The sequence below is a fragment of the Intrasporangium sp. genome, from assembly GCF_051961875.1.
Lineage (GTDB): Bacteria > Actinomycetota > Actinomycetes > Actinomycetales > Dermatophilaceae > Intrasporangium_A.
In genome coordinates this window covers 25,670-52,388 of sequence record NZ_JBQCCV010000194.1, presented here as the reverse complement: position 1 = coordinate 52,388, position 26,719 = coordinate 25,670, and the positions used below count along the sequence as shown (strand labels likewise).

22 protein-coding genes are annotated in these 26,719 nt (G+C 70.3%); 3 read left to right on the top strand and 19 right to left on the bottom strand.

Features of this window, described 5'->3' with window-relative positions; translation table 11 throughout:
- From ACTHJJ_RS11825 to lpdA, 3 genes are all read right to left on the bottom strand, one after another.
- The coding region (locus ACTHJJ_RS11825; RefSeq protein ID WP_440303145.1) for a polyribonucleotide nucleotidyltransferase at positions 1 to 2,088 on the bottom strand (2,088 nt) is incomplete at its 3' end.
- A 141-nt stretch (positions 2,089 to 2,229) separates the two neighbouring features.
- Complete coding sequence (gene rpsO, locus ACTHJJ_RS11820) at positions 2,230 to 2,499, bottom strand: 30S ribosomal protein S15 (protein ID WP_440303144.1); 270 nt, start codon at positions 2,497 to 2,499, stop codon at positions 2,230 to 2,232.
- A gap of 187 nt (positions 2,500 to 2,686) precedes the next feature.
- Complete coding sequence (lpdA, locus tag ACTHJJ_RS11815) at positions 2,687 to 4,084, bottom strand: dihydrolipoyl dehydrogenase (RefSeq protein ID WP_440303143.1); 1,398 nt, start codon at positions 4,082 to 4,084, stop codon at positions 2,687 to 2,689.
- 158 nt (positions 4,085 to 4,242) lie between these two features.
- Between lpdA and ACTHJJ_RS11810 the strand changes: the two genes are divergently transcribed.
- Positions 4,243 to 4,533, top strand: coding sequence for a DUF3311 domain-containing protein (locus ACTHJJ_RS11810; protein ID WP_440303142.1), 291 nt, complete (start codon positions 4,243 to 4,245; stop codon positions 4,531 to 4,533).
- The gene (mctP, locus tag ACTHJJ_RS11805; RefSeq protein ID WP_440303141.1) at positions 4,530 to 6,203 is read left to right on the top strand and encodes a monocarboxylate uptake permease MctP; all 1,674 of its coding nucleotides are present in this window, start codon (positions 4,530 to 4,532) and stop codon (positions 6,201 to 6,203) included. Before ACTHJJ_RS11810 ends, mctP begins: the two co-directional genes overlap by 4 nt.
- 48 nt (positions 6,204 to 6,251) lie before the next feature.
- Here the strand turns inward: mctP and ACTHJJ_RS11800 are convergent, their stop codons facing one another.
- From ACTHJJ_RS11800 to ileS, 7 genes are all read right to left on the bottom strand, one after another.
- Positions 6,252 to 7,382, bottom strand: a complete 1,131-nt coding sequence (locus ACTHJJ_RS11800; protein ID WP_440303140.1) for an FUSC family protein — start codon at positions 7,380 to 7,382, stop codon at positions 6,252 to 6,254.
- A 68-nt stretch (positions 7,383 to 7,450) separates the two neighbouring features.
- Positions 7,451 to 7,873, bottom strand: coding sequence for a nucleoside-diphosphate kinase (ndk, locus tag ACTHJJ_RS11795; RefSeq protein WP_440303139.1), 423 nt, complete (start codon positions 7,871 to 7,873; stop codon positions 7,451 to 7,453).
- Between the two features lie 5 nt (positions 7,874 to 7,878).
- Positions 7,879 to 8,256, bottom strand: a complete 378-nt coding sequence (locus ACTHJJ_RS11790) for a DUF4233 domain-containing protein (RefSeq protein ID WP_440303138.1) — start codon at positions 8,254 to 8,256, stop codon at positions 7,879 to 7,881.
- Between the two features lie 28 nt (positions 8,257 to 8,284).
- Entirely contained in the window at positions 8,285 to 8,725 is a 441-nt protein-coding gene (locus ACTHJJ_RS11785; protein WP_440303137.1) for a hypothetical protein, read from the bottom strand.
- A gap of 25 nt (positions 8,726 to 8,750) precedes the next feature.
- The gene (locus ACTHJJ_RS11780; RefSeq protein WP_440303136.1) at positions 8,751 to 10,139 is read right to left on the bottom strand and encodes a bifunctional folylpolyglutamate synthase/dihydrofolate synthase; all 1,389 of its coding nucleotides are present in this window, start codon (positions 10,137 to 10,139) and stop codon (positions 8,751 to 8,753) included.
- Positions 10,136 to 10,702, bottom strand: a complete 567-nt coding sequence (locus tag ACTHJJ_RS11775) for a GNAT family N-acetyltransferase (RefSeq protein WP_440303135.1) — start codon at positions 10,700 to 10,702, stop codon at positions 10,136 to 10,138. The genes ACTHJJ_RS11780 and ACTHJJ_RS11775 overlap by 4 nt, the downstream gene beginning before the upstream one ends.
- A complete protein-coding gene (gene ileS, locus ACTHJJ_RS11770) occupies positions 10,699 to 13,962 on the bottom strand; it encodes an isoleucine--tRNA ligase (RefSeq protein ID WP_440303134.1) in 3,264 nt (1,087 codons plus the stop codon). Before ileS ends, ACTHJJ_RS11775 begins: the two co-directional genes overlap by 4 nt.
- A gap of 332 nt (positions 13,963 to 14,294) precedes the next feature.
- Here ileS and ACTHJJ_RS11765 point away from each other — a divergent pair, with 332 nt between their 5' ends.
- Entirely contained in the window at positions 14,295 to 14,828 is a 534-nt protein-coding gene (locus ACTHJJ_RS11765; protein ID WP_440303133.1) for an NUDIX hydrolase family protein, read from the top strand.
- Between the two features lie 87 nt (positions 14,829 to 14,915).
- Here ACTHJJ_RS11765 and ACTHJJ_RS11760 read toward each other — a convergent pair whose 3' ends face one another.
- From ACTHJJ_RS11760 to rimP, 9 genes are all read right to left on the bottom strand, one after another.
- Complete coding sequence (locus tag ACTHJJ_RS11760; RefSeq protein WP_440303132.1) at positions 14,916 to 16,904, bottom strand: TIGR03960 family B12-binding radical SAM protein; 1,989 nt, start codon at positions 16,902 to 16,904, stop codon at positions 14,916 to 14,918.
- A gap of 79 nt (positions 16,905 to 16,983) precedes the next feature.
- Complete coding sequence (locus ACTHJJ_RS11755) at positions 16,984 to 18,849, bottom strand: AMP-dependent synthetase/ligase (protein ID WP_440303131.1); 1,866 nt, start codon at positions 18,847 to 18,849, stop codon at positions 16,984 to 16,986.
- Between the two features lie 161 nt (positions 18,850 to 19,010).
- A complete protein-coding gene (locus ACTHJJ_RS11750; protein ID WP_440303130.1) occupies positions 19,011 to 19,970 on the bottom strand; it encodes a bifunctional riboflavin kinase/FAD synthetase in 960 nt (319 codons plus the stop codon).
- A 44-nt stretch (positions 19,971 to 20,014) separates the two neighbouring features.
- A complete protein-coding gene (gene truB, locus ACTHJJ_RS11745; RefSeq protein WP_440303129.1) occupies positions 20,015 to 20,944 on the bottom strand; it encodes a tRNA pseudouridine(55) synthase TruB in 930 nt (309 codons plus the stop codon).
- Positions 20,937 to 21,401 carry a 30S ribosome-binding factor RbfA gene (gene rbfA, locus ACTHJJ_RS11740; RefSeq protein ID WP_440303128.1) on the bottom strand — a complete coding sequence of 155 codons (465 nt, stop codon included), beginning with the start codon at positions 21,399 to 21,401 and terminating at the stop codon, positions 20,937 to 20,939. Before rbfA ends, truB begins: the two co-directional genes overlap by 8 nt.
- A gap of 244 nt (positions 21,402 to 21,645) precedes the next feature.
- A complete protein-coding gene (gene infB, locus ACTHJJ_RS11735; RefSeq protein ID WP_440303127.1) occupies positions 21,646 to 24,567 on the bottom strand; it encodes a translation initiation factor IF-2 in 2,922 nt (973 codons plus the stop codon).
- A 163-nt stretch (positions 24,568 to 24,730) separates the two neighbouring features.
- Complete coding sequence (locus tag ACTHJJ_RS11730) at positions 24,731 to 25,066, bottom strand: YlxR family protein (RefSeq protein ID WP_440303126.1); 336 nt, start codon at positions 25,064 to 25,066, stop codon at positions 24,731 to 24,733.
- A 41-nt stretch (positions 25,067 to 25,107) separates the two neighbouring features.
- A complete protein-coding gene (gene nusA / locus ACTHJJ_RS11725) occupies positions 25,108 to 26,112 on the bottom strand; it encodes a transcription termination factor NusA (protein ID WP_440303125.1) in 1,005 nt (334 codons plus the stop codon).
- Positions 26,112 to 26,672 carry a ribosome maturation factor RimP gene (rimP, locus tag ACTHJJ_RS11720; RefSeq protein ID WP_440303124.1) on the bottom strand — a complete coding sequence of 187 codons (561 nt, stop codon included), beginning with the start codon at positions 26,670 to 26,672 and terminating at the stop codon, positions 26,112 to 26,114. Before rimP ends, nusA begins: the two co-directional genes overlap by 1 nt.
- Positions 26,673 to 26,719 lie beyond the last annotated feature (47 nt).

Sequence of the window (26,719 nt, the reverse complement as noted above, 5' to 3'; positions counted from 1 at the left end):
CTTGCCGCCGACGAGCTTGCGCACCTCGGAGATGTGCAGCAGGCCGTCCTTGCCGGGCAGCAGCGAGACGAACGCCCCGAAGGTCGTCGTCTTGACGACGGTGCCGAGGAAGCGCTCGCCGACCTCGGGCATCTGCGGGTTGGCGATCGCGTTGATCGCCGCCCGGGCCGCCTCGGCCGACGGGCCGTCCGTCGCGCCGATGAAGACCGTGCCGTCGTCCTCGATCGAGATCTCGGCGCCCGTGTCGTCCTGGATCTGGTTGATCATCTTGCCCTTCGGGCCGATGACCTCACCGATCTTGTCGACCGGGACCTTGATCGTGATGATCCGCGGTGCGTAGGGGCTCATCTCGTCAGGCATGTCGATGGCCTCGGCCATGACCTCGAGGATGTGCAGCCGCGCCTCGCGGGCCTGGGTCAGCGCGCCGGCCAGGACCGATGCCGGGATGCCGTCGAGCTTGGTGTCGAGCTGGATGGCGGTGACGAACTCCTTGGTGCCGGCGACCTTGAAGTCCATGTCGCCGAAGGCGTCCTCCGCGCCGAGGATGTCGGTGAGGGCCGCGTAGCGGGTCTCACCGTCGACCTCGTCGGACACCAGCCCCATCGCGATGCCGGCGACCGGGGCCCGCAGCGGCACACCGGCGTTGAGCAGCGCGAGCGTCGAGGCGCAGACGGAGCCCATCGACGTCGACCCGTTGGAGCTGAGCGCCTCGGACACCTGGCGGATCGCGTAGGGGAACTCCTCGCGGGTCGGCAGGACCGGCATGAGCGCACGCTCGGCGAGCATGCCGTGGCCGATCTCGCGGCGCTTCGGCGAACCGACGCGGCCGGTCTCACCGGTGCTGTAGGGCGGGAAGTTGTAGTTGTGCATGTAGCGCTTGCGCGTCGTGGGCGAGAGGGTGTCGAGCTGCTGCTCCATCTTGAGCATGTTGAGCGTCGTCACCCCCATGATCTGGGTCTCGCCGCGCTCGAAGATGGCCGAGCCGTGGGCCCGCGGGACGACCTCGACCTCGGCCGAGAGCGCCCGGATGTCGGCCAGGCCTCGGCCGTCGATGCGGACGTTGTCGCGCAGGATCCGCTGTCGCACCAGCTTCTTCTGCAGCGCACGGAAGGCAGCGGACACCTCCTTGTCGCGGCCCTCGAACTCGTCCGCGAGCTTGGCCTTGACGCCGACCTTGATCTCGTCGAGCGTGTCCTCGCGCTCCTGCTTGCCGGCGATGGTCAGTGCCGCGGCGGTCTCGTCGGAGACGGCGGCCTCGACGGCGGAGTAGACGTCGTCCTCGTAGTCGAGGAAGACGGGGAACTCCTCGACCGGCTTGGCCGCCTTCGCGGCGAGCTCGGCCTGGGCCTCGCAGAGGACCTTGATGAACTTCTTCGAGGCCTCGAGGCCCTCGGCCACGACCTCCTCGGTCGGCGCCTGCTTGCCCTCGTTCTTGACGAGGTTCCAGGTCGCGTCGGTCGACTCGGCCTCGACCATCATGATCGCGACATCGTCGGAGCCGTCCTGCTTCGTGACGACGCGGCCGGCGACGACCATGTCGAAGGTCGAGCGCTCGATGTCGGAGAAGCTCGGGAAGGCGACCCACTGCCCGTCGATGAGCGAGACACGCACGCCACCGATCGGGCCCGAGAACGGCAGCCCGGAGATCTGCGTCGAGGCACTCGCGGCGTTGATGGCGAGGACGTCGTACTGGTGGTCCGGGTTGAGGGACAGGACCGTGATGACGACCTGGACCTCGTTGCGCAGGCCCTTCTTGAAGGTCGGGCGCAGCGGCCGGTCGATGAGGCGGCAGGTGAGGATCGCGTCGGTCGAGGGACGACCCTCGCGGCGGAAGAACGAGCCGGGGATCCGGCCCACGGAGTACATCCGCTCCTCGACGTCGACCGTGAGCGGGAAGAAGTCGAACTGGTCCTTGGGCTGCTTGCCTGCAGCCGTCGTGGACAGGAGCATGGTGTCGTCGTCGAGGTAGGCCGTCACGGCGCCCGCCGCCTGCCTCGCGAGCCGGCCGGTCTCGAACCGGACGGTGTGGGTGCCGAAGCTGCCGTTGTCGATCACGGCTTCGGCGTGGGTGATGTCTGGACCCTCCATCTGGGCCCTCGCTTTCTTTTCTCTTCGCGTGCCCTCGCACATCGTCGTTGTGTGCGGGGTTCCTTCGTCGCCGGCGAGACCGGCATCTATGACGAAAGGCGGTCACCGCAGCACGTGCGGCGACCGCCTTCCGTCATGAGTTCATCGACGCAGACCGAGCCGCTTGATGAGGGAGCGGTAACGCTCGATGTCGGTCGCCTCGAGGTAGCGGAGCATCCGCTTGCGGCGGCCGACGAGCAGGAGCAGGCCACGACGGCTGTGGTGGTCGTGGGCGTGGCTCCGGGAGTGCTCGGTGAGGTCCTTGATGCGCTGCGTCAGCATCGCGATCTGGACCTCGGGGGAGCCGGTGTCGCCCTCGGTCGTGGCGTACTCGTCGATGATCTTCTTCTTCACGTCAGCGTCCAAAGGCATGGATGACCGACTCCTATCTCACTCGTTGCGCGGCGCCCCGGGGCAGGTTCACCCGGGCACTCTCGATCCGCGGCCGTTCAGACGGCACCCGTCAGCCTAACAGCGCGGCGGTGCGCCGCCCTAATCGAGCAGCAGGTATGCCGCCCAGCCCGGTGAGCTGAGCGGCATACCTTCCCTTTGCGGTGCGTCAGAGGTTGATCATGTGGCCGGCGATGCCCTCGACGGCCTCCTTCATCGCCTCGCTCAGCGTGGGGTGGGCGAAGACGTTGCGGGCGACCTCGTCGGCCGTCAGGTCCCACTGCTGGGCGAGCGTGAGGGCCGGCAGCAGCTCGGTCACCTCGGGGCCGATCATGTGCGCGCCCAGGAACTCGTTGTGCTCGGCGTCCGCCACGATCTTGACGAAGCCGACACCCTCGGCCATGCCGCGCGCCTTGCCGTTGGCGGAGAAGGGGAAGCTCGCGGTCTTGACGTCGTAGCCCTTGTCGCGGGCCTGCTCCTCGGAGTAGCCGAAGGACGCGATCTGCGGCTGGCAGAAGGTCGCCCGCGGGATCATGTCGAAGTTGATCTCCATCGTCTCGGCGTCGGCGATGGTCTCGGCCGCGACGACACCCATGGCCTCGGCGGTGTGGGCGAGCATGAGCTTGCCGGTGCAGTCACCGATCGCGTAGATGTTCGGGACGTTGGTGCGACCGCGCGCGTCGACGGCGATGGCGCCGCGCTCGGTCAGCTGCACTCCCGCGGCGTCGAGGCCGAAGCCGTCGACCCGGGGGGCGAAGCCGAAGGCCGCGAGGAACTTGTCGGCCTCGATGACCTTCTCCTCACCCCCGGCGGCGGGGGCGACGGTGACCCGGACCCCGGAGCCGGTGTCCTCGACGTTCTTGACCGCCGTCGAGAGCAAGACGTTGACGCCGAGCTTCTTGTACTGCCGGGCCAGCTCCTTCGACACGTCGGCGTCCTCGGTCGGGACCATCCGGTCGAGGAACTCGACGATGGTGACGTCGACACCGAAGTTCTTGAGGACGTACGCGAACTCGACGCCGATGGCGCCGGAGCCGCCGATGATGATCGAGCCCGGCAGGTTCGCGTCGAGGATCTGCTCCTCGTAGGTGACGACGTTGGTGCTGACCTGCATTCCGGGGAGCATGCGCACCGTGGCACCGGTCGCGATGATGAGGTTGTCGAACGTGATGGTGCGCGAGGAGCCGTCGTTGAGGGCGACGTCGAGGGACGTCGGGCCGGTGATGGTCCCCCAGCCGTCGACCTCCTCGATCTTGTTCTTCTTCATCAGGTAGTGGACGCCCTTGGCGCTCGCGTCCGCGACGGAGCGGCTGCGCGAGTGGGTCGTCGCGAAGGACATCGTCGCGTCGCCCTCGATGCCGAAGGTCTTCTTCTCGTGCGTGATGATGTGGGCGATCTCGGCGTTGCGCAGCAGCGCCTTGCTCGGGATGCAGCCGACGTTGAGGCAGACCCCGCCCCAGTAGCGCTTCTCGACGACCGCAACCTTCTTGCCGAGCTGGGCCGCGCGGATCGCCGCGACGTAGCCTCCGGGACCGGCACCGAGCACAACCACATCGAAATCAGCCATGCGCGACAGCCTATCGGTGGCCCGACGACGCCCCGCACCCACCAGAGGCCGGACCGCGCCCACCCTCGCCGCACGCTCATCTCCCCAGCAGGGCTGGTGCGGGAGTAGTTTCCGAAGGGTACGGCCCCACACAAGGGACCCGGACAACGGAGTTCACCATGAGCGCAACGCCGCACCACCATGACGCTCCACCGGCCAACAAGGGCCTGCTCGTCGTGGCGGGGATCCTCATCGCCATTCCGATCGTGGCCCTGATGCTCGTCGGGACCTACGCAAAGGACGGGCCTCGTCTCGGCGACTTCCCGTTCTTCATCTGGTACCAGTTCCTCTGGGTCATCATCTGCTCGGTGCTGACCTATTCGGCCTACCGCGTCGTCCTCAGGGCACGCCCGCACCGGCCGATGAGCACCGAAGGTGACGAGTTCCTCGACGAGGAGGACAACCGATGACCGCCCTCGCCGCTGCCGGCCCGAACCACGGCGTCAACGGCGTCGGGCTCGGGGTCCTCATCTTCTTCTTCGTCCTCGTCGCGGTCGCGGGCTTCTGGGCGGCCCGCTGGCGCCGCCCCGACAACATGGCCAGCCTCGAGGAGTGGGGTCTCGGGGGCCGCTCCTTCGGCACGTGGATCACGTGGTTCCTGCTCGGCGGCGACCTCTACACGGCCTACACCTTCGTCGCGGTGCCCGCGGCGATGTTCTCGGCCGGCGCCGTGAGCGGCTTCTTCGCGGTGCCGTACACGATCATCCTCTATCCGATCATCTTCATCTTCATGTCGCGGCTCTGGTCGGTGTCGCACCGACACGGCTATGTCACGCCGGCCGACTTCGTGCAGGGCCGGTCGGGCTCGCGGGGGCTGTCGCTGGCGGTCGCCGTCACCGGGTTCCTCGCGACGATGCCCTACATCGCCCTCCAGCTCGTGGGTATCCAGGCCGTCCTCGAGGTGGCCGGCGTGGGCGGCGGCGGCAACGTGATCGCGAAGGACGCACCGATCTTCATCGCGTTCCTGGTGCTCGCGCTCTACACCTACACGTCCGGCCTGAGGGCCCCGGCGATCATCGCGTTCGTCAAGGACACGCTGATCTACCTCGTCATCATCGTCGCGGTCATCTACCTGCCGTCGAAGGTCGGCGGCTGGGGTCACGTCTTCGCCGCGGCCGAGACGAAGATGCACGCGACGAACGCAGCCACGGGCAAGCCGAACGGGACGTTCATCCCGCCGGTCGGGCAGTACTGGGCCTACGCCACGCTCGCCCTTGGCTCTGCCATGGCCCTCTTCATGTATCCGCACTCCGTCACCGCGACGCTGTCGGCCAAGGACCGCAACACGATCCGCCGCAACGCCTCGATCCTGCCGGCCTACTCGTTCCTGCTCGGGCTGCTCGCGCTGCTCGGCTGGGTCGCCATCGCCGCCGGCACGAAGCCCATCGGCCTCGACGGCAAGCCGAACCCGCAGCTCGTCGTGCCACAGCTGTTCCAGGACTTCTTCCCGTCCTGGTTCGCCGGGGTCGCCTGGGCGGCCATCGCCATCGGTGCCCTTGTCCCCGCCGCCATCATGTCGATCGCGGCGTCGAACACCTTCACCCGCAACATCTACAAGGCGTGGATGCGCCCGAACGCGACGGTCGCGCAGGAGGCGAGGGTCTCGAAGCTGACCTCTCTCGTGGTGAAGGCCTTCGCCCTCGTCTTCGTCCTCGCCCTCGACAAGACCAACGCCCTGAACTTCCAGCTGCTCGGCGGGATCTGGATCCTCCAGACCTTCCCGTCCGTGGTCTTCTACCTCTACACGAGGTGGTTCCACCGGTGGGCGCTGCTCATCGGCTGGGCCGTCGGCATGGTCTACGGGACGATCACGGCCTACGAGGTCATCAACCCGGCGACGAAGGCCCACTTCGGCGGCACCCTCGCGACCATCCCCGGCATCGGGGAGCTCGGCTACATCGCCCTGACGTCGTTCGTCATCAACGTCGTCGTCGCGGCCGTCCTCACGGTGATCTTCCGGCTCGCGAGGGCCGGCGAGGGCGTGGACGAGACGATTCCCGCCGACTACTTCGCGGACGCCGGTGACCCCAAGGTGCAGAAGCTCGAGTTGGGCGCACACGAAAGGACGCCGTCCGCCTGACCGTATGCTGCCCAGCCCCCTCCCCGGCGCCCACGCCCCACGCCTCGGCTAGTCGCGTGGGCGCTCGGGGGGCATCGCGGCAACCGCCTCGTCGACGTCCATCCCGGTCAACTGGAGCAGGTCGACCACGACCGACCGCAGCTGCGCCAGGACGGTCTCGGTCGCGAGGCTCGGGGTCCGCGGCAGCGCCGCACACGCCCGCGCGACCCGCTCGACGGCGAGGCGTCCGGCGTATGGCGCCGCGTTCTCGGCGAGGGCGCGCGCGATGACGTCCGTGGCCGCGGCGAGCTGCCGGAGCACGTCGACATACCCCTCCGGCAGTGCCTCGCCCCGGCCGACCGCGACGGTGACCCGGCGGACGAGGACACGGGTGCTCCGCATCGCCCGGTCCAGCGGCTCGACGAGATCCACCATTTTGCGCACCCCCTGGGCGTGGCCACGCGAGAAGGGGGAGCTGGTCAGCACCGAGAGCCCCTCGTCGGCGGCCGTGCGCAGGTCCCGCAGCAGCCCCTCGGTGCCGCGGGCGGATGCCAGCACCTCAGCAGCGGCCTGGACGTCACCGTCGGCGGCGCTCGTCGCAGCCCGTCGGAACAGCTCGCTCATCTTGCGCACGCCCGCCGACGCCGCGACGCGCGGACGGCGCAGAGCCGCCTGCGGGACGACGCTGGCGGCCACCAGCGCGACGCCGCCCCCGATGAGCGCGTCGGTCCACCGCGTGAAGGCCTGCCCCGGGCTCGCGATGAGCGTGGTGACGACGATGCTCTGCACCGCGGCCTGGGTCACGAGGACGCGGCCGGCGTCGAGCAGCAGGGCGATCACCATCGAGGCGATGACGATGACGGTCACCTGCCAGGGGCCGGTCCCGACGAAGTGCACGAAGACGTCGGCGGTGAAGACGCCGACCGCCACCCCGACGGCGACCTCGAGGACCCGCCGCAGGCGCTGTCCGTACGACATGCCGAGGCAGACGACGGCGACGATCGGCGCGAAGAACGCCTGCTTGTGGCCGATGACGTCGGTGGCGAACCACCAGGCGAAGCCTGCGGCGAGCGCCGACTGCAGGACGAGGAAGGCCGAGCTGCCGACCCGACGCAGCCGAGCCCGGAGGGACAACCTGCTCCGGTCCCAGGCGCGGTCGATGAGGTCCGCGACCGGGGTCTCGCTGCGAGCGCGCTCCATCACCGCATCCTCCACCCGTATCCTCCACCCGTCCTCGCGGCGGCCGGCCAACGGTGGGCTGGTCGGGGCTACAGCTCCGGGAACCAGATGCCGATCTCGCGCGTGGCGGACTCGGACGAGTCGGAACCGTGGACGATGTTCTGCTGCACCTTGGTGCCCCAGTCACGGCCGAAGTCGCCCCGGATCGTGCCGGGCGCGGCGTCGGTGGGGTTGGTCGCGCCGGCGAGGGAGCGGAAACCCTTGACGCAGTCCTGGCCCTCGATGACGGCGGCGGTCACGGGGCCGGAGGACATGAACTCGAGCAGCGGCTCGTAGAACGGCTTGCCCTCGTGCTCGGCGTAGTGCTTGGCCAGCAGCTCCCGCGTCGGCGTGAGGACGGCGAGGGCACTCAGGGTGTAGCCCTTGGCCTCGATGCGGCGCAGCACCTCCCCGGTGAGTCCGCGCTGGAATCCGTCGGGCTTGACGAGGACGAGGGAACGTTCGGTGGTCACGGCGGTCACCCTACCGGGGCCCTCAGCCGGTCGACCTTGCCGCCCTGGAGCAGCGAGACGACCCACAGCGCGAGGAAGATCAGCCCGACGAGGAACATCATCGGGACGACCAGACCCGAGAGGATCGTGAGGAGCTGGACCACCCAGCCGACGGTCACGCCATACGGCTTGCGGGTCAGCCCAGCGCCGGCGACGCAGAGCACGGCGACCGCCGAGCCGACGAGCAGGTAGCGGCCCGCCGTCGCGGGCTGGGAACCGGCCATGGCGACGCCACGCGCCACGAGCGCGCCGAAGAAGATGATGATCGACTGCCCGGCCAGCACCGTGGCGAGCATCCGCCAGGTGAACTTGCCGGTCGTGCCGTAGAAGACGAGCCGCGACATGCGATCCGGGTGCCTTTCGTGTCCGTGGTCAGTAGTCCTGGGAGGTGTCCCAGGTGCGGATGATCGCCTGGGCCTCGGTGTCGCTGGCCCCCGTGGCCGCGGCATAGAGCGCCATCGCGTCCTCGCGCCGGCCGCCCTCGACGAGGCGGCTGATCCGCGCCCGGGCCTCGGGGGTGAGCCGGCCCTCGGTCCACGACCTGGCCGCGTCCTCCACCCCCGGTCCCCGGCCGGGAACGAACCAGCTGTCGATGACTCGCCTCGCGTCCGTCAGCGCCGCCCCCGTGGCCTCGCGGTAGATCTTGATCGCGTTGACCTTGCGGCCTCCGCTGATCTCGCGGCTGATGCTCGCGCGGGCCTTCTCCGTCAGCCCGGGATAGGTCCGCTCGGTGTCGCGGCGGCCGACGGTGCGGCCATAGAGCACGACCACCACCACGACGAGCGCGACGACCAGGATGAGCTTGAGGAGCATGGCTCGAGCCTACGTGGGTGCCGGGTCAGGTCTCGTCGTGGCCGAGCAGGAGGCGCACCTCGCCCGCGGTGATGACCGAGCCCGTGGCGAGCACTCCCCCACCGATCCCGTCGGCTTCGGCGAGCGTCACCGCCTGCTCCAGCGCGTCGGGCAGGTTCGGCACGACCGTGACACGGTGCTCGCCGAAGATGTCGACGGCCAACTGGCCGAGGCGAGCCGGGTCGAGCGCGCGGTGCGAGGAGTTCCGGGTGATGACGACCTCGGAGAGCGCCGGCTCGAGGATCTCGAGGATGCCGACGGCGTCCTTGTCGGCGACCACGCTGAGCAGCCCGACGAGCCGCGTGAACGTGAAGGCCTCCTCCAGAGCGGTCACGAGCGCCCGGGCACCGTGCGGGTTGTGCGCGGCGTCGACGACGACGGTCGGCGACCTGCGCACCACCTCGAGCCGTCCCGGGGACGCCATCGCCGCGCAGGCGGCGAGGAGGACGTCATGGTCGAGCGGCTGCTCTCCCCCGCCGACGAAGGCTTCGACGGCGGCGATCGCGGTGGCGAGGTTCTGCGCCTGGTGGCCGCCGTACAGCGGCAGGAACAGGTCCGGGTAGTCACCGGCGAGCCCCCGGACGGAGACGGCCTGCCCGCCGACGGCGACGTCTCGGGACAGCACCCCGAAGTCCCGGCCCTCGAAGACGATCCGGGCCCCGACCTGCTCAGCCCGCTCCGCCAGCACCTCGGCCGCGTCGTCCTGCTGCAGCGCCGAGACGGTGATGGCGTCAGGCTTGATGATCCCGGACTTCTCCTCGGCGATGGAGACGATGTCGTCGCCGAGCAGGTGGGTGTGGTCGAGGTCGATCGGCGTGATCACCGAGACCCGCCCGTCGACGACATTGGTCGCGTCCCAGGCGCCACCCAGACCGACCTCGACGACCGCCACGTCGACGGGCGCGTCGGCGAAGGCGGCGTAGGCGACCGCGACGAGCGTCTCGAAGAAGTTGAGGCGACGCCCACCGGAGCCGAGGGACGCCCCATCGACGATGTCGACGAGGGGCTTCACGTCCTCATAGGCGGCGATGAACTTCTCGCGTGGAATCGGCTTGCCGGACAGCGCGATCCGCTCGCGCAGGTCATGCAGGTGCGGCGAGGTGAACCGTCCGGTCGAGAGGCCGAGCTCCCCCAGGATCGTGTCGATCATCCGGCTCGTCGACGTCTTGCCGTTCGTGCCGGTCAGGTGGATGACGGGGAAGCCCCGCTGGGGATCGCCCGCCAGTTCCATGACCGCACGGATGCGCTCGAGAGAGGGACCGATGTCGTTCTCGGGGGCCCGGGACAGGATCTCCTGCTCGATCTCGCGCATCCGCTTGCGCTCCTCGAGCCGGCGGGCCGCTTCGTGCGCGGCCGCATCGGGTCGCGGGCTCACCGCGTCCCCCGCTCCTGGCGCGCGGCCGAGCCGTCGACCGGCCCGGCCCCCGCGCCCCCGTCGGTGAGGTCCTTGACGAGCCAGATCTCGTCCGGCAGCCCGGAGCCGCCGGACTCACGGTGGGTATGACGGAAGCCGTTGCGCTCGTAGAAGCGGCCGGCCTGTTCGTTGCCCTCGATGTGGGACACGTGCAGCTCGGTGCGGCCCAGCTCTCTCGCCCGGGCGATGACCACGTCGAGCAGGCGTCGCCCGATCCCGCGGCCCTGGTGGCTGGGCAGGACGTAGAGCTTCCAGAGGATGAGCTGGTCGTCCTGGCTGCCGTAGGACGCCATGCCGACGACGGTGCCCTCGTCGTCGGCGACCAGGGTCCGCCCGACGCGGATCCCGGGAATCAGGGCGTCGCCGGTCCACCACTTCGCGAGGCCCATCTCGACGAACTCGGGTCCGGCGATCGGCTCGTAGGTGGCCCGCCACGTCTGGTGCCCGACGCGGAGGACGCCGTCGAGGTCGTCCCCGGCCGCCGTGCGGACCACGACGCCATCTCGTTCAGGCTGTGTGCTCATCGCTTCGCCACCATGATCCGCGCCTCCTGTCCGTCACCGACGACCACCGTCGATCCGGCCCCCTCGGGCAGTCCATGGTCCGGACCCGCCGACGAGAACTGCGTGGCCAGCGTCTCACCCACGATGAGGTCGCGGTGGGCAACGGTGGCGTCGAAGACGGCGTCCGTGCCTGTGACGGTGAGGCTGATCCGGTCGCTGACGTGCAGGCCGGCGTCGCGGCGGGCCTGCTGGACCGCCCGGACGAGGTCGCGGGCGAGGCCCTCGCTGGCGAGCTCGGGTGTCACCTGCGTGTCGAGCACGACGAAGCCGCCGCCAGACAGCATCGCGGTGGCCGACGCACCGGACTCCTGGGTGTCGACGACGGTCTCGAGGGTGTACTCACCCTCGTGCAGCTCGAGGCCGCCGGCGGTGACCACCCCATCGGGTGAGACGGACCAGCTGCCGCTCTTGGCCCCCTTGATCGCCGCCTGGACGTCCTTGCCGAGTCGGGGCCCGGCGGCCCGGGCGTTGACTGTGAGGCGCTGGGTCACGCCGTAGTCGGCACCGCTGTCGGAGCCGAGCTCGACGAGGCTCAGGGACTTGACGTTGAGCTCGTCGCGGATGATGGCCTCGAACGGTTCGAGTGCAGCGGGGTCGGGGACGACGACCGTGAGCGACGCGAGCGGCAGCCGGGCCCGCAGGCCCTGGGCCTTGCGCAGGCTGGAGCCGGTCGAGCACACCTCGCGGGCCCGGTCCATGGCCATGACGAGGGCCGGGTCGGCCGGGAGGTCGGCCGCGTCCGGGTAGTCCTCGAGGTGGACCGAGCGGCCCCCGGTGAGCCCGCGCCAGATCTCCTCGGTGACGAGCGGCAGCAGCGGCGCCACGGCACGGGTCACCGTCTCGAGCGCCGTCCACAGCGTGTCGAAGGCGGCCCTCGACTCGTCGGACTCCCCGCCCCAGAAGCGGTCGCGGGACCGTCGGATGTACCAGTTCGTCAGCACGTCGAGGAAGGTGCGGGTCGTGTCGCACGCCGCTGCGATCTCGTAGTCGTCGAGCTGCTCGCGCATCTGGCGGGCGAACTCGTGCAGCTTGGCCAGGAGGTAGCGGTCGAGAACGTCCTCGGAGGTGGTGGACCGCTTCGCCTCGTAGCCGGCGCCGCCCTCGGCGGTGTTGGCGTAGAGCGCGAAGAAGGACCACGCGTTCCACAGCGGGATGATGACCTGCCGGACACCGTCGCGGATGCCCTGCTCGGTGACGATGAGGTTGCCGCCGCGGAGGATGGGGCTACTCATGAGGAACCAGCGCATCGCGTCGGCGCCGTCCCGCTCGAAGACCTCTGTCACGTCCGGGTAGTTGCGCAGCGACTTGCTCATCTTCTGCCCGTCGGAGCCGAGGACGATGCCGTGGCTCACGCAGGACTTGAAGGCGGGCCGGTCGAAGAGCGCCGTCGCGAGGATGTGCAGGGTGTAGAACCAGCCGCGCGTCTGCCCGATGTACTCCACGATGAAGTCGCCGGGGAAGTGGTGCTCGAACCAGTCGGCGTTCTCGAACGGGTAGTGCACCTGGGCGAAGCTCATCGAGCCCGAGTCGAACCACACGTCGAGCACGTCCTCGACGCGGCGCATCGTCGACCTGCCCGAGGGGTCGTGGGGGTTGGGCCGGGTCAGCCGGTCGATGCCTGGTCGGTGCAGGTCCGTGACGGCCACGCCGAAGTCGCGCTCGAGCTCCTCGAAGGAGCCGTAGACGTCGATGCGCGGGTATTCGGGGTTGTCCGACTTCCACACCGGGATCGGGCTGCCCCAGAAGCGGTTCCGGGAGATCGACCAGTCGCGCGCGTTGGCGAGCCACTTGCCGAACTGGCCGTCCTTGACGTGCTCGGGCGTCCAGTCGATCTGCTGGTTGAGCTCGAGCATCCGGTCCTTGATCTTCGTGACCTCGACGAACCAGCTCGACACGGCCATGTAGATGAGCGGCTGCCGGCAGCGCCAGCAGTGCGGGTAGGTGTGGTCGTAGGTCTCGCGGCGCAGCAGGACCGTGCCTTCGGTCGTTGCGCCCATCTCGCCCTCGCCGCGGGTGCGCGCCTTGAGGTGGTCGATGATGTGGGGGTTGGCGTCGAAGACGTGCATCCCCTCGTACTCGGTGACCGGGTAGGTGAAGGTGCCGTCGGCCGCGACCGGCACGACGACGTCGATGCCGAACGCGTCGGTCAGCACCTTGTCCTCCTCGCCGAAGGCGGAGGCAATGTGGACGAGGCCGGTACCGTCCTCGGTGGTGACGTAGTCGGCCGGAAGGACGACGTGCCCCTTCGGGTGGCCGAGGAAGTAGGAGAACGGGGGCGTGTAGCGCCGGCCCACGATCTCGCTGCCCTTGAGCCGCCCGACGATCCGGTCCTGCAGCGTCGACGGGTCGGATCCACCCAGCTCCTTCGCATAGGCGGCGAGCCGGGCCTCCGCGATGATGTAACGCTCCGTGACACCCGTGAAGTCCGACTCGACGACGACGTAGTCGATGTCGGGGTGGACCGCCATCGCGATGTTCGAGGGCACGGTCCAGGGCGTCGTCGTCCAGATCAGGGCGAGCTCGCCGGTCTCGAGGCGGTAGCCGATCGTGACGGCCGGGTCCTGACGCATCTTGTAGACGTCGTCGTCCATGCGCAGCTCGTGGTTCGACAGCGGCGTCTGGTCGTTCCAGCAGTAGGGCAGCACGCGGAAGCCCTCGTAGACCAGGCCCTTGTCGTAGAGCGTCTTGAACGCCCAGATGACCGACTCCATGAAGCTCGGGTTCAGCGTCTTGTAGTCGTTGTCGAAGTCGACCCACCGCGCCTGCCGCGTCACATAGCTGCGCCAGTCGTCGGTGTACTTGAGGACGGAGGCGCGGCACGCGTCGTTGAACCGGTCGATGCCGAGCTCGACGATCTCCTGCTTCGTCTTCAGGCCGAGCTGGCGCATCGCCTCGAGCTCGGCGGGCAGGCCGTGGGTGTCCCAGCCGAACCGGCGCTCGACCCGCTTGCCCCGCATGGTCTGGTAGCGCGGCACGATGTCCTTGACGTAGCCGGTCAGCAGGTGCCCGTAGTGGGGCAGGCCGTTCGCGAAGGGGGGACCGTCGTAGAAGACGAACTCGTTGGAGCCGCTCTCCCCCGCCGGCCGGTTCTCGACCGAGGCAACGAAGGTGCCGTCCTCGTCCCAGTACTTGAGGATCCGCTCCTCGATGTCCGGGAACCGCGGAGAGGGGGGCACATCGCCCTGGTGCTGGGGGTCCGTGGTGACCTTCGGGTAGGTCATGTCGGTGGTCTCCTGGGTCGCTCGCTCTGTCACTCGACGAGGACGACGCCACCGGGACCACCCGGCGGTACCGCGGTACCACCTCGCTTGCCGCGTGAGCCCACCCGGCGAGCCAGGTGAGCGGCATACGACCGCTCGTTGCAGGCTGTGACGGGCCCACCCGTCCGGGTCTAGTGAGGCTCCACCGGAGTGGGGCCCGTTCTTCCGGAGGCTCGCCGCTGATGACGGCTCAGACGCCTGTGTGCCCATTCTAGCGGGTGAGCCCCTCCGCCCTCGGGAGGCGGGTCGGGCATCATGAAGCCCGGCAGATCTTCGACGAGAGGGGCAGACGCATGACCGAGGTCGACACGACGAGCTCGTGGCTGAGCCGGGAGGACCTCGACGCAGCGCGCAGCCGGCTGCCGATCCTCTACGTCCACGCCATCCCCGTCCGCACCGACGACCGTGGCGTCGTGACGCACATCGGGCTGCTGCTGCGCGCCGACTCCGACGGCGGGATCGGCCACGAGGTCGTCGGGGGTCGGGTGCTCTACCACGAGCGGATCCGCGACGCCCTCGCCCGGCACATCGAGACCGACCTCGGCCCGGTCGCCCTGCCCCGGATCCCGCTCTCCCCACAACCGTTCACGGTCGCCGAGTTCTTCCCGACCCCGGGGGTGACGCCGTACCACGACCCCCGGCAGCACGCCGTGTCGCTGGCCTACGTCGTCGCCGTGATGGGCGACTGCCGGCCCCAGCAGGACGCGCTCGAGCTGGCCTGGGTCTCGCCCGAGGACGCTGCGGCCATGGCACAGCGCGGTGAGATGACGGGCGGCCACGGCGTGCTCGTCCGGCAGGCGCTCGCCCACATCGGTCACCCGGTCTGACCCCAAGGCCCGGTGGGTCGAGGTATTTACCGGACAGTGCTGTCCGGCGATTACCTCGACCGAAGGCAAGGCACGGGCCCGCCGCGGTCAGCGCTGCTCGACGAGCTCGCCGCGTCGCTGCCCGAGGACGGTCAGAGGCAGCAGCGTGCGGCCGGTCGGGCCGGTCTCGATCTCGGTGCCCATCTGGGGGCAGACACCGCAGTCGAAGCACGGCGTCCACCGGCAGTCGTCGACCTCGCGCTCGTCGAGCGCGTCCTGCCAGTCCTCCCAGAGCCAGTCCTTGTCCAGGCCCGAGTCGAGGTGGTCCCACGGGAGCACCACGTTATGCTCGCCCTCTCGGGTCGTGTACCACGCGACGTCGACCGGGCCACCGGCGAAAGCCTCCTCGGCGCAGCGCATCCACCGCTCATAGGAGAAGTGCTCGCTCCACCCGTCGAAGCGGCCACCGTCGCGCCAGACCGCCTCGATGACGCGCCCGACCCTGCGGTCCCCGCGCGAGAGCAGGCCCTCGACGGCCCCGGGCTGACCGTCGTGGTAGCGGAACCCGATCGACGAGCCGTAGTTGCGGTCGGCGCGGATCGCCTCGCGCAGCCTGAGCAGGCGCGCGTCGGTCTCCTCCGGCCCGAGCTGCGCGGCCCACTGGAAGGGCGTGTGCGGCTTGGGGATGAAGCCGCCGATGGACACGGTGCACCGGATGTCACGCCGCCCGGACACCCGACGGCCGGTCTCGATGACCCGACGCGCGACCTCGGCGATCTGCAGGACGTCCTCGTCGGTCTCGGTGGGCAGGCCGCACATGAAGTAGAGCTTGACCTGGCGCCACCCGGCCCCGTAGGCCGCCGCGACGGTGTTGATCAGGTCCTCCTCGGTCACCATCTTGTTGATGACGCGGCGGATCCGCTCCGAGCCGCCCTCCGGCGCGAACGTCAGGCCGGAGCGCCGGCCATTCCGGGTCAGCTCGTTGGCAAGGTCGATGTTGAAGGCGTCGACCCCGGTGGACGGCAGCGACACCCCCGTCTGCGTGCCCTCGTAGCGGTCGGCGAGGCCCTTGGTGATGTCGGCGATCTCGGAGTGGTCCGCCGACGAGAGCGAGAGGAGGCCGACCTCCTCGAACCCCGTCGCGGCGAGGCCCTGCTCGACCATCTCGCCGATGCCGGTGATCGACCGCTCGCGGACCGGGCGGGTGATCATCCCCGCCTGGCAGAAGCGGCACCCGCGGGTGCACCCGCGGAAGATCTCGACGGACATCCGCTCGTGCACCGACTCCGCGAGCGGGACCAGCGGCTGCTTCGGGTAGGGCCACGCGTCCAGGTCCATGACGGTGTGCTTCGAGACGCGCCACGGCACGCCGGGAGCATCCGGCGACGGCGCGACGCGCTGGATCCGCCCATCAGGCAGGTAGCTGACGTCGTAGAACGACGGCACGTAGACCCCGCCGGTGCGGGCGAGCCGCAGGAGCAGCTCACGGCGGCCGCCGGGCCGGCCCTGCGCCTTCCACTCCCCGACGATGTCGGTGATGGTCAGCACGGCCTGCTCGCCGTCTCCGATGACGGCCGCGTCGATGAAGTCGGCGATCGGCTCGGGGTTGAACGAGGCGTGGCCCCCCGCGATGACGATGGGATCCTCGAGAGCCCGCTCGGCGGCATACAGGGGAATCCCGGCGAGGTCGAGCGCGGTGAGCAGATTGGTGTAGCCGAGCTCCGTCGAGAACGACACCCCGAAGAGGTCGAAGTCGCGAACCGGGCGGTGCCCGTCCACGGTGAACTGCGGCAGCCCCGTCTCGCGCAGCTGCGCCTCCATGTCGGGCCAGACGGCGTAGGTGCGCTCGGCGAGCGCGTCCGGCCGCTCGTTGATCACCTCGTAGAGGATCATGACGCCCTGGTTGGGCAGCCCCACCTCGTACGCGTCGGGGTACATGAGCGCCCACCGCGTGGTGAGCTCCTCGCCGGCGGGCCCGAACCCGCCGACGTGCCAGTCCTTCACCGTGGAGTTGAGCTCGCCGCCGACGTACTGGATGGGCTTGCTGACCCGCTCGAGCAGCGGCTCGAGGGCATGGAAGATCGACTCACCGGACATCCGCCCAGTTTAGATGGCGTATGGCGCTCGCCCGCTCCCGCGGGTGAGCGCGCGCCCGGTCCGGGACGTCCGGTGGGGGTCAGGCCTCCTCGTACATCGCGTCGAGCTCCGGCCGGTACTTCTCCGTCACGGACTTACGACGCAGCTTCATGCTCGGGGTGAGGTCGCCCTCCTCGATGGTGAGGTCGCGCTCGAGGATCGTGAACTTCTTGATCGTCTCCCAGCGGTTGAGGCCGGCGTTGAGCTCGTCGATCGCGCCCTGCACGAGCGCGTGCGCCTCCGGGGACGACACGATCTCGGCGTAGCTCCTGCCGGCCATCCCGTTCGCCGCGGCCCACGCGGTGATCGCGTCCGGGTCAAGGGTGACCAGGGCCGTCGCGTAGTTGTGGCCTGCGCCGTGGACGACGAACTGGCTGAGGTAGGGGAACATCCCCTTGAACTTGGCCTCGATGGCGGCCGGCGCGACGTACTTGCCCCCGGAGGTCTTGAAGACGTCCTTCTTGCGGTCCGTCACGTAGACGAACCCCCGCTCGTCGATCCGCCCGATGTCGCCGCTGTGGAACCAGCCGTCCTCGGTGAGCACCTCGGCCGTCGCGTCGGGGTTGTTGTGGTAGCCGCGCATCACCCCCGGACCCTTGATCAGGATCTCGCCGTCCTCCTCGGCGATGCGCACCTCCGTCTCGGGCATGGGCCAGCCCACGGACCCGAAGACGTAGGTGCCCGGCTCGGACCGGTTGACCGTGGTGCCGGACGACGACTCCGTCAGGCCGTAGCCCTCGAGGACGAGCAGGCCCACGGCGCCGAACCACTTGGCGACGTCGGCGCCCAGGGGGGCCGAGCCGCTGATCATGAACCGGACCCGCCCCCCGAAGCGCTCCTGGACCTTGCCGAGGACCAGCTTCGTCGCCACGGCGTGCTGGAGCGACAGGAGCGCGGACGGGGAGTCGCCGCGCTCGCGCACGTCGCGCATCCGGCCGCCGACTCCGAGGGCCCAGTCGATCAGGGACTTCTTGAGGCCCGTCTCGGACGCGAACATCATGGCGATCTTGCCGTGGGCCTTCTCGAAGATCCGGGGAGGGCCGGCCATGAAGGTCGGCCGGACGATCGCCATGTTGTCGACGATCTTGTCGATCCGGCCGTCGACCGCGGTCGGGAAGCCGATCTGCAGGGCGGTGGCGACGAGCATCTTGCCGAAGACGTGCGACAGCGGCAGCCACAGGAACTGCAGGTCGTCCGGGCCGATCATGCCCCCGGCCTCGATGACGGCCCCCTCGTAGACGACGCTGTCCTGGACGAGGCGGACACCCTTGGGACGGCCGGTGGTGCCCGACGTGTAGATGAGGGTCGCGAGGTGCTCGGACTTGATCTCGTCGATCCGGTCGCTGACGAGGGTGGGCCGAGCCTCGAGCGCGGCGCGTCCCCGGGCCTCGAGGTCTGCGAGGGTGATCACCCAGCCGTCGTCGGACGCCGCGCCCGTGAAGACGACGACGTGGCGCACCTCCGGGATCTCGGCGCGGCGTTCCATGAGCTTGGCGACCTGGGCGTCGTCCTCGGCGAAGACGATGCCGCTGCCGGAGTCCGTGAGGATGTAGGCGACGTCCTCGCCGATCGTCGTCGGGTAGACCGTCGTCGTGGCACCGCCGGCGCACACGATGGCGAGGTCGGCGATGACCCATTCGTACCGGGTCTGCGAGGCGAGGGCGACCCGGTCCTCGAGCCCGATGCCGAGGTCGATGAGCCCGGCGGCGAGGGCCGCGACGAGGTCGTAGGCCTGCGCCCACGTGACCGTGGTCAGCTCGCTGCTCTCGGGGTCGCGGAAGTACTGGAATGCCGGGTTGTGAGGGGTGGCCTCGACCCGCCTCCGGAGGAGGGCTCCGACGCTCGGGGCTCGGCCCTCGAGGACCGACCAGTCGACCTTCTCGTCGGGCGCGGCGAGACGGGGCATGACGACACTCCTTCGGGTCTGGGGTGGCCCCGGCGCGGGCCCCTTAGCAGCGGATGATGCCACGGAGGTGGGCCCGGGTCACCCCTTCCTCCGGTGATGAGATCGCACCGTGACGGACGGGTCGCTCCGGCGGCGTGGCGCCGGACGTGTCAGGCAGCGGATCAGGAGGGCACGATGGCCGACAGGATCTGCCGGCATCGCTCGACGTCCTCGCTCATCTGCTCGGTGAGCGCGTCGATCGAGTCGAACTTGAGGGTCGGCCGCAGCCGCTCGACGAACTCGTAGGAGACGGCCTCGCCGTAGAGGTCGAGGTCGGTCCGGTCGAGCACGTAGCCCTCGACGCGCCGCTGGTTGCCGTCGAAGGTCGGGTTGGTGCCGATCGAGATCGCGGCCGGCAGCATCCGGTCGGGGTGACCGGCGTCGAGGTCGCGGCGCACCAGCCAGCCGGCGTAGACGCCGTCCGCGGGGACCATGCCCTCCTGGTCGGCGCTGAGGTTCGCCGTCGGGAAGCCCAGCTCCCGCCCTCGGTGGTCCCCGTGCACGACGGTGCCGGAGACCCGGTGGGGCCGTCCGAGGATCTGGGTGGCGTGGGACACGTTGCCTGCCTCGAGCTCGGAGCGCAGCTGGGTCGAGCTCCACCGGGCGCCCTCCCCGATGTCCTCGAGGGCGATGACGTCGAAGCCGTACTTCTCGCCGAGCTCCCGCAGGGTCTCGACGTCCCCGGAGTTCTGCACGCCGAACCGCGTGTCCTTGCCGACGACGACGGCGCACGCCCGGAGCGCCTCGACGAAGGTGGTCCGGACGAACTGGTCCGGCGTCTCCTGGGCGAACTCGCGGGTGAACTCGATGACGAGGACCGCCTCGAGACCGACGGCCTCGAGCTCCTCGAGCCGCTGCTCGAGGGAGGCGATCATCGTCGGCGCGCGGTCCGGGTAGAGGACCGCGATCGGGTGCGGCTCGAAGGTCACCGCAACGGGAACCGCACCGCGCTGGCTGGCCTCGGTCACGACCTGCGTGAGCACCGCACGGTGCCCGCGGTGGACTCCGTCGAAGTTGCCGAGGGTGACGACGGTCGCCCCGAGGCCGTCGGGGATGTCGTCGGTTCCGTACCACCGTTGCACGGCGACCACTGTAGTGGTCGGTCCACCGGCCTCCCGACCATCCGTCAGGTGACGGGGAACACGACCTTCGGCCGGGCGGTGGCCCGGGTCTCGTCGAGGATCGCGACGAGTCGGCCGTCGGGAGCGATCGCCGCGACGGCGTCGTGGCCCCCAGGCCCGGACGAGATGCGTTGCCCGTGGCTGATCCGCGTCGCGTCCTCCGTCGTGACCTCGTGCACGGGCAGCTGGGCGCGCGCGGCGTCGGACATCGAGATCAGCGGTATGCCGCTGACGCTGTCACCTTCGCACCGCTCGGTCAGCTCGTGGAGCCCCACCGCCTGCTCGACGGTGAAGGCACCGACCCGGGTGCGGCGCAGGGCGGTCAGGTGGGCCCCGACACCCAGGCTGGCGCCGAGATCGCGGGCCAGCGCGCGCACGTAGGTGCCGGAGGAGACCTCGACCTCGACGTCCACGTCGACCACCTCGATCGGCTGCCCGGAGTCGGTCTCGGTGTGCGCGGGGGTGGTCCGCAGCACGTCGAACCGGCTCACCGTCACCGTCCGCGACGGCAGGTCGACCTCGTCGCCGGCGCGCACACGGGCATAGCTGCGCACCCCGCCCACCTTGATGGCGCTGACGGCGCTCGGCACCTGCTCGATGGTGCCCGTGAGCAGGGACACGGCGTGTGGGAGGGCCGCCTCGACCCTGGGCCAGTCGGACACCCCGAGCGAGTCGATGGCCTCACCCTCGGCGTCGTCCGTCACCGTGGTCTGGCCGAGCCGGATGGTCGCGGTGTACGCCTTGTCGCAGCCGACGAGGAAGGTCAGCAGCCGGGTCGCCCGGCCCACCCCGAGGATGAGCACGCCCGTCGCCTTGGGGTCGAGGGTGCCGGCGTGGCCGACGCGCCGGGTGCCGGCCAGACGTCGGCTCCTCGCGACGACGTCGTGGCTCGTCCAGCCGGCCGGCTTGTCGACGACGAGGAGGCCGTCAGGCATCGGTCGAGCCGGACTCCTCGTCGGCGTCGTCCGTGGCGGACGCCGGCTTCTTGTAGGGGTCGGGCTCCCCCGCATGACGTGCCCCGGCCGCCGCGCGGGCGAGCTCGTCGTCACGGGCGCGAGTGCGCGCGACCAGGTCCTCGAGGTGGGCCGCGCCCTCGGGCAGGGCGTCGGCGATGAACTCGAGCGACGGCGTGAGGCGGATCCCGATCTGCTTGCCCACCGCGGAGCGGATACGTCCCCGGTAGGCCTCGAGCACGTCGGCCGTGGCCCGGCGGGCCTCGTCGTCACCGAAGACGGTGTAGAAGACGGATGCGTGCTGCAGGTCGCCGGTGACACGGGTGTCGGTGATGGTGATGAAACCGAGCCGCTCGTCCTTGACCCGGTGCTCGAGGTACTCCGCGACGATGACCTTGATCCGGTCGGCGATCTTTCGGGCGCGGGCAGGGTCAGCCATGACGACCTCCTGGGCTCGGGGGGAAGGGGGCGACGGGCCGGGTGCGGCCCGACTCATCACCCTAGTCGGCGCGCTCCCCCAGGGCTCACGGCGACCCCTCCCTCCCGGTCGAGAGCTCGATCCCGATCGAGAGTGTGCTTCGCCCGATCGAGAGTGTGCTTCGCCCGATCGAGAGTGGAGACGCGCGAAGGGCCGGTGCCCGGGGCGTTCCAGCCCCGGTCACCGGCCTTTGTGCACCGCACGATCAGTCGCGCGGCTTCTCGCGCATCTCGAAGGTCTCGATGACGTCGTCGATCTGGATGTCGTTGAACGACCCCAGGTTGATGCCGCACTCGAAGCCCTCCCGGACCTCGGTGACGTCATCCTTGAACCGGCACAGCCCGGCGATCTCGGCCTCGCCCACGACGGTGCCGTCGCGCACGAGGCGGGCCTTGGCCCCACGCTTGATCTCGCCCGACCGGACGAGCGAACCCGCGACGTTGCCGAACTTGCTGGAGCGGAAGACCTCGCGGACCTCGGCGGTCCCGAGCTGCACCTCTTCGTACTCCGGCTTGAGCATGCCCTTCAGCGCCGCCTCGACGTCGTCGATGGCCTGGTAGATGACCGAGTAGAAGCGCATGTCGACGCCCTCCCGGTCGGCCAGCTCGGCGACCCGCTCGGCGGGCCGGACGTTGAAGCCGATGATGATCGCGTCGTCCACCGTCGCGAGGTTGACGTCGTTCTGCGTGATCGCACCGACACCGCGGTGGATGATCCGCAGGTCGACCTCGTCGCCCACGTCGATCTTGAGCAGCGCGTCCTCGAGCGCCTCGACGGAACCCGAGACGTCACCCTTGAGGATGAGGTTGAGGGTGTCGACCTTGCCCGCGGCGAGGGCCTCGTTGAGGTCCTCGAGCGAGATGCGCTTGCGGCGCTTGGCGAGCGAGGCGGCACGCGCGGCGGCCTCACGACGCTCGGCGATCTGACGGGCGGTCCGGTCGTCCGGAGCCACGAGGAACGTGTCACCGGCGCCCGGCACGGACGTGAGACCGAGCACGAGGACGGGACGCGAGGGCGCGGCCTCGTCGACGTTGGTGCCGTGCTCGTCGAGCATCGCCCGGACACGACCGTGGCCGTTGCCCGCGACGATCGCGTCCCCGACCTTGAGCGTGCCGGACTGGACGAGCACCGTCGCAACGGGGCCACGGCCCTTGTCCAGGTGCGCCTCGATGGCGACACCGCGTGCGTCCTTGTTGGGGTTCGCCCGCAGGTCGAGCGCCGCGTCGGCCGTCAGCAGGACCGCCTCGAGCAGACCGTCGATGTTGGTCCCCTGCTTCGCCGAGACGTCGACGAACATCGTGTCGCCGCCGTACTCCTCGGCGATGAGGTTGTACTCGGTCAGCTGCTGGCGGATCTTGGCCGGGTTGGCCTCCGGCTTGTCGACCTTGTTGACGGCCACGACGATCGGCACACCGGCCGCCTGTGCGTGGTTGAGCGCCTCCACGGTCTGCGGCATGACACCGTCGTCCGCGGCGACGACCAGGATCGCGATGTCCGTCACCGACGCACCACGGGCACGCATGGCGGTGAAGGCCTCGTGACCCGGGGTGTCGATGAAGGTGATCGCACGCTTCGCGCCCTCGTGGCTCGTGACGACCTGGTAGGCACCGATGTGCTGGGTGATGCCACCCGCCTCGTCCTCCGCCACGTGCTCCGAACGGATCGCGTCGAGAAGCTTCGTCTTGCCGTGGTCGACGTGTCCCATCACGGTGACGACCGGTGGCCGCGCCTCGAGGTCCTCGTCCTCCTCGGCCTCGAGCTCGGCGTCGAGGTCGATGTTGAAGGAACCGAGCAGCTCGCGCTCCTCGTCCTCCGGCGAGACGACCTGGACGTCATAGCCCAGCTCGGCACCGAGCAGCTTGAAGGTGTCCTCGTCGAGTGACTGCGTCGCCGTCGCCATCTCACCGAGGTGGAACAGCACGGTCACGAGCGACGCCGGGTTGGCGTTGATCTTGTCGGCGAAGTCGGTGAGGGACGCACCACGACGCACCCGCACCACCGTCGAGCCGTCACCGCGCGGGACGGTGACGCCGCCGACGGTCGGCGCCTGCATCTGCTCGAACTCCTGGCGCTTCGCCCGCTTGGACTTGCGCCCACGGACGGGCCGACCGCCACCGCGACCGAAGGCACCGGCCGTCGAGCCACGACCGCCGCCGCCACCGCGGGGACCGCCGAAGCCGCCGCCGCGGGGACCGCCGCCGCCACCACCGGGGCCGCCGCCGAAGCCGCCACGACCGCCGCCAGCGCCGGCGCCACCACGACCGGGCGCGCCCGGCCGGGAGCCGGGACGACCGATGGTGCTGCGCTCCGGCATCATGCCCGGGCTCGGGCGCGGACCACCGGGACGGGGCCCGGCGCCGGGTGCACCGGGACGCGGCCCGGCGCCGGGCGCACCCGGACGAGGCGCCCCCGGACGGGGACCGCCGGGACGCTGCTGCGGCCGCGGCATGCCCTGGCTGGGGCTGAACGGGTTGTTGCCCGGACGCGGACCGGCGTCGCCGGCACGAGAGCGCTGCTGCTGCATGCCCTGGCTCGAGCTGAACGGGTTGTTGCCCGGACGCGGACCACCGGGCCGCGGCGCCGGACGAGGCGACGAGCCAGCCGGGGTGGCACCGCGACCGCCGTCACGCGACGCCGGCTTCGGACCGGCGGGCTTGGGGCCGGGTCGGGCGGGAGCGCCCTGTCCGGCCTGCGCGGCCGGGGCCGCAGGGGCGGGAGCCGGTGCTGGCGCTGGTGCCTTGGCGGCGGGGGCCTGCGGAGCAGGAGCGGGTGCCTGCGCAGCGGGCGTGGGCGCCGGTGCGGCAGGAGACGGCGCCGGCTGGCTCGGCGCGGAGGGCGCCGCCGGTGCCGGGGTCGGCGTGGGACCGGCCGGGGCGCTCTTGGGAGCGGGTGCCTCGGCCTTTGCAGGCGCGGGCGGCGCGGTCTTGACGGCCGGCCGGTTGGCCGGTGCCTTCCCGCCGGAGGCCAGCTCCTGGGGGAAGGTCTCCTTGATCTTGCGGACGACGGGGGGCTCGATGGTCGACGACGCCGACCGGACGAACTCTCCCTGGCTCTTGAGGTGTGCGAGCAAAACCTTGCTCTCGACTCCGAGCTCCTTCGCGAGCTCGTAGACTCGGACCTTGGCCACATTTCTCCTGTCTCGGTCCGACCGACAGGAGTGGCCGAACCGTCGTTACAACTGGGGCTTGCTCATCGCTGAGTACTCATCGGGTGCACATCGCGTTTCAACCCGCCTCATGTGCGTTTGACCGTTCTTCTGACGTGATGGTCGCCGGTGTGACGACCGCTTACTACGGGTGCTGGATCCCGAGCTGGTGGGCGACTGGGTGGAGATCGACCGGGGCCTGCAGGCGCAGGGCACGTCCGAACGCCTTCCGGCGCACCGCCAGCTCGAAGCACTCGGGTGTCGGGTGCAACCACGCACCCCGCCCGGGCATCCGGTGCCCCGGGTCGGGACGGAGGATGATCGCTCCACGGGTGGGGCTCTCGTCCTCTGCCTGATCCGCGACGACTCGCAGCAGTGCCGACCAGCTATCCGTGCGTCGACATCCCACACAGGTGCGAGACGGGTCAGCTCGGAGTCCAGTCCGGTCGGCCACGAACAAGTCTACCGCGTGCGGCGGCATGCTCGCTGCCTGGCCCGCGCCGCGGCGTTGCCCCGGCCGCGTCACTCCCGCTCGGTGTCCGGCCGGATGTCGATGCGCCAGCCCGTCAGCTTTGCCGCGAGGCGGGCGTTCTGGCCCTCCTTGCCGATGGCGAGACTGAGCTGGTAGTCGGGCACGGTGACCCGCGCCGTCCGGGCGACGGGATCGACCACCTCGACCGCCTGCACGCGGGCGGGGCTGAGCGCCGCCGCGACGAACTGGGCGGGGTCGTCCGCGTAGTCGACGATGTCGATCTTCTCGCCCCGCAGCTCGGTCATGACAGCACGCACCCGGGCACCCATCGGCCCGATGCAGGCGCCCTTGGCGTTGACGCCGGGCACGGTCGAGCGGACCGCGATCTTCGTCCGGTGACCCGCCTCACGAGCGAGGGCGGAGATCTCCACGGTGCCGTCCGCGATCTCGGGGACCTCGAACCGGAACAGCTGCCGGACCAGGTTGGGGTGAGTGCGCGAGAGGCCGACCTGGGGCCCCTTCTGGCCCCGCTTCACGCTGACGACGTAGCAGCGCAGCCGCTCGCCGTGCACGTACCGCTCCCCCGGCACCTGCTCGGCGAGCGGGAGCAGCCCCTCGACGGCTCCGAAGTCGACGTGCACGTTGCGCGGGTCCTGGCTCTGCTGGATGACGCCCGAGATGACGTCGCCCTCGCGGCCCTTGAAGTCGCCGAGGACGGCCTCGTCCTCGAGGTCGCGCAGTCGCTGGACGATGACCTGACGAGCCGTCGAGGCCGCGATCCGACCGAAGCCCTCCGGGGTGTCGTCGAACTCGGGGCCGGGTTCGCCGCGCTCGGGCCGCTCACCCTCCTCGGCGGGCAGCAGCTCGCCCTCCTCCCGAGCCCAGACGATGACGTGGCCGGTCTTGCGGTCCAGCTCGACCCGGGCCAGCCGGTAGCTTCCGTCGGTGCGGTGGTATGCCACGAGGAGCGCCTGCTCGATGGCGGGGATGAGCACCTCGAGGCTGATGTCGCGCTCACGCTCGAGGGCGCGTAGTGCAGCGAGGTCGATGTCCATCAGCTCTCCTCCTCCGCATCCGACGCCTCGTCCGATGCCTCTTGGTCGTCGTCGGCGATCCGCTTGAACTCGACCTGCACGGTGCCCTTCCGGACGTCACCGAGGTCGAGGGAGACGGTTCGCTCCGGGGTCTTCTTGGTGGCGGGCACCTCGAGGGCGAGCGTGTCGGCTCCCACCTCGACCAGCCGACCCGTGAGGTCGGCGCCGGCGTGCTGGACCGTGACCAGGCGGCCGACGTTGCGCCGGAAGTGGTCGCGCGTCGTGAGCGGGCGCCCCACCCCGGGTGAGGACACCTCGAGCACGTATGGCGCGTCGCCGAGCACCGAGGTCCCGTCCAGGGCCTCGCCGACGAGATGCGTCGCCTCGGCGACCCGGTCGAGGGAGAGTGGCTGGACGACGCTCGTCGTGTCAGCGTCGTCGAGGCCGGCGAGGTCGGTGTCGACGAGGACCCGGACGACCCGGCGCTTGCCGGCGGGAGAGACGGTGACGTCCTCGATCACGAGGCCGAGGGGTGCGATGACCGGCTCGAGCGACTCCCTCACCTGATCGGCCGCACTCATGTGACCGTGCCTCCTGCTCTTCTCGAATCGGTGCCCGTGGACACCCG

Bases quoted from the DNA above. Each gene is read 5' to 3' on its own strand.
- nusA (WP_440303125.1), bottom strand. From the start codon at position 26,112: ATGGACATCGACCTCGCTGCACTACGCGCCCTCGAGCGTGAGCGCGAC.
- rimP (WP_440303124.1), bottom strand. From the start codon at position 26,672: ATGAGTGCGGCCGATCAGGTGAGGGAGTCGCTCGAGCCGGTCATCGCA.
- ACTHJJ_RS11755 (WP_440303131.1), bottom strand. From the start codon at position 18,849: ATGCCCCGTCTCGCCGCGCCCGACGAGAAGGTCGACTGGTCGGTCCTC.
- ACTHJJ_RS11775 (WP_440303135.1), bottom strand. From the start codon at position 10,702: ATGAGCACACAGCCTGAACGAGATGGCGTCGTGGTCCGCACGGCGGCC.
- ACTHJJ_RS11800 (WP_440303140.1), bottom strand. From the start codon at position 7,382: ATGGAGCGCGCTCGCAGCGAGACCCCGGTCGCGGACCTCATCGACCGC.
- ACTHJJ_RS11810 (WP_440303142.1), top strand. From the start codon at position 4,243: ATGAGCGCAACGCCGCACCACCATGACGCTCCACCGGCCAACAAGGGC.
- mctP (WP_440303141.1), top strand. From the start codon at position 4,530: ATGACCGCCCTCGCCGCTGCCGGCCCGAACCACGGCGTCAACGGCGTC.
- lpdA (WP_440303143.1), bottom strand. From the start codon at position 4,084: ATGGCTGATTTCGATGTGGTTGTGCTCGGTGCCGGTCCCGGAGGCTAC.
- ACTHJJ_RS11730 (WP_440303126.1), bottom strand. From the start codon at position 25,066: ATGCCGCCGCACGCGGTAGACTTGTTCGTGGCCGACCGGACTGGACTC.
- rpsO (WP_440303144.1), bottom strand. From the start codon at position 2,499: ATGCCTTTGGACGCTGACGTGAAGAAGAAGATCATCGACGAGTACGCC.
- ileS (WP_440303134.1), bottom strand. From the start codon at position 13,962: ATGACCTACCCGAAGGTCACCACGGACCCCCAGCACCAGGGCGATGTG.
- ACTHJJ_RS11765 (WP_440303133.1), top strand. From the start codon at position 14,295: ATGACCGAGGTCGACACGACGAGCTCGTGGCTGAGCCGGGAGGACCTC.
- truB (WP_440303129.1), bottom strand. From the start codon at position 20,944: ATGCCTGACGGCCTCCTCGTCGTCGACAAGCCGGCCGGCTGGACGAGC.
- rbfA (WP_440303128.1), bottom strand. From the start codon at position 21,401: ATGGCTGACCCTGCCCGCGCCCGAAAGATCGCCGACCGGATCAAGGTC.
- ACTHJJ_RS11760 (WP_440303132.1), bottom strand. From the start codon at position 16,904: ATGTCCGGTGAGTCGATCTTCCATGCCCTCGAGCCGCTGCTCGAGCGG.
- ACTHJJ_RS11790 (WP_440303138.1), bottom strand. From the start codon at position 8,256: ATGTCGCGGCTCGTCTTCTACGGCACGACCGGCAAGTTCACCTGGCGG.
- ACTHJJ_RS11785 (WP_440303137.1), bottom strand. From the start codon at position 8,725: ATGCTCCTCAAGCTCATCCTGGTCGTCGCGCTCGTCGTGGTGGTGGTC.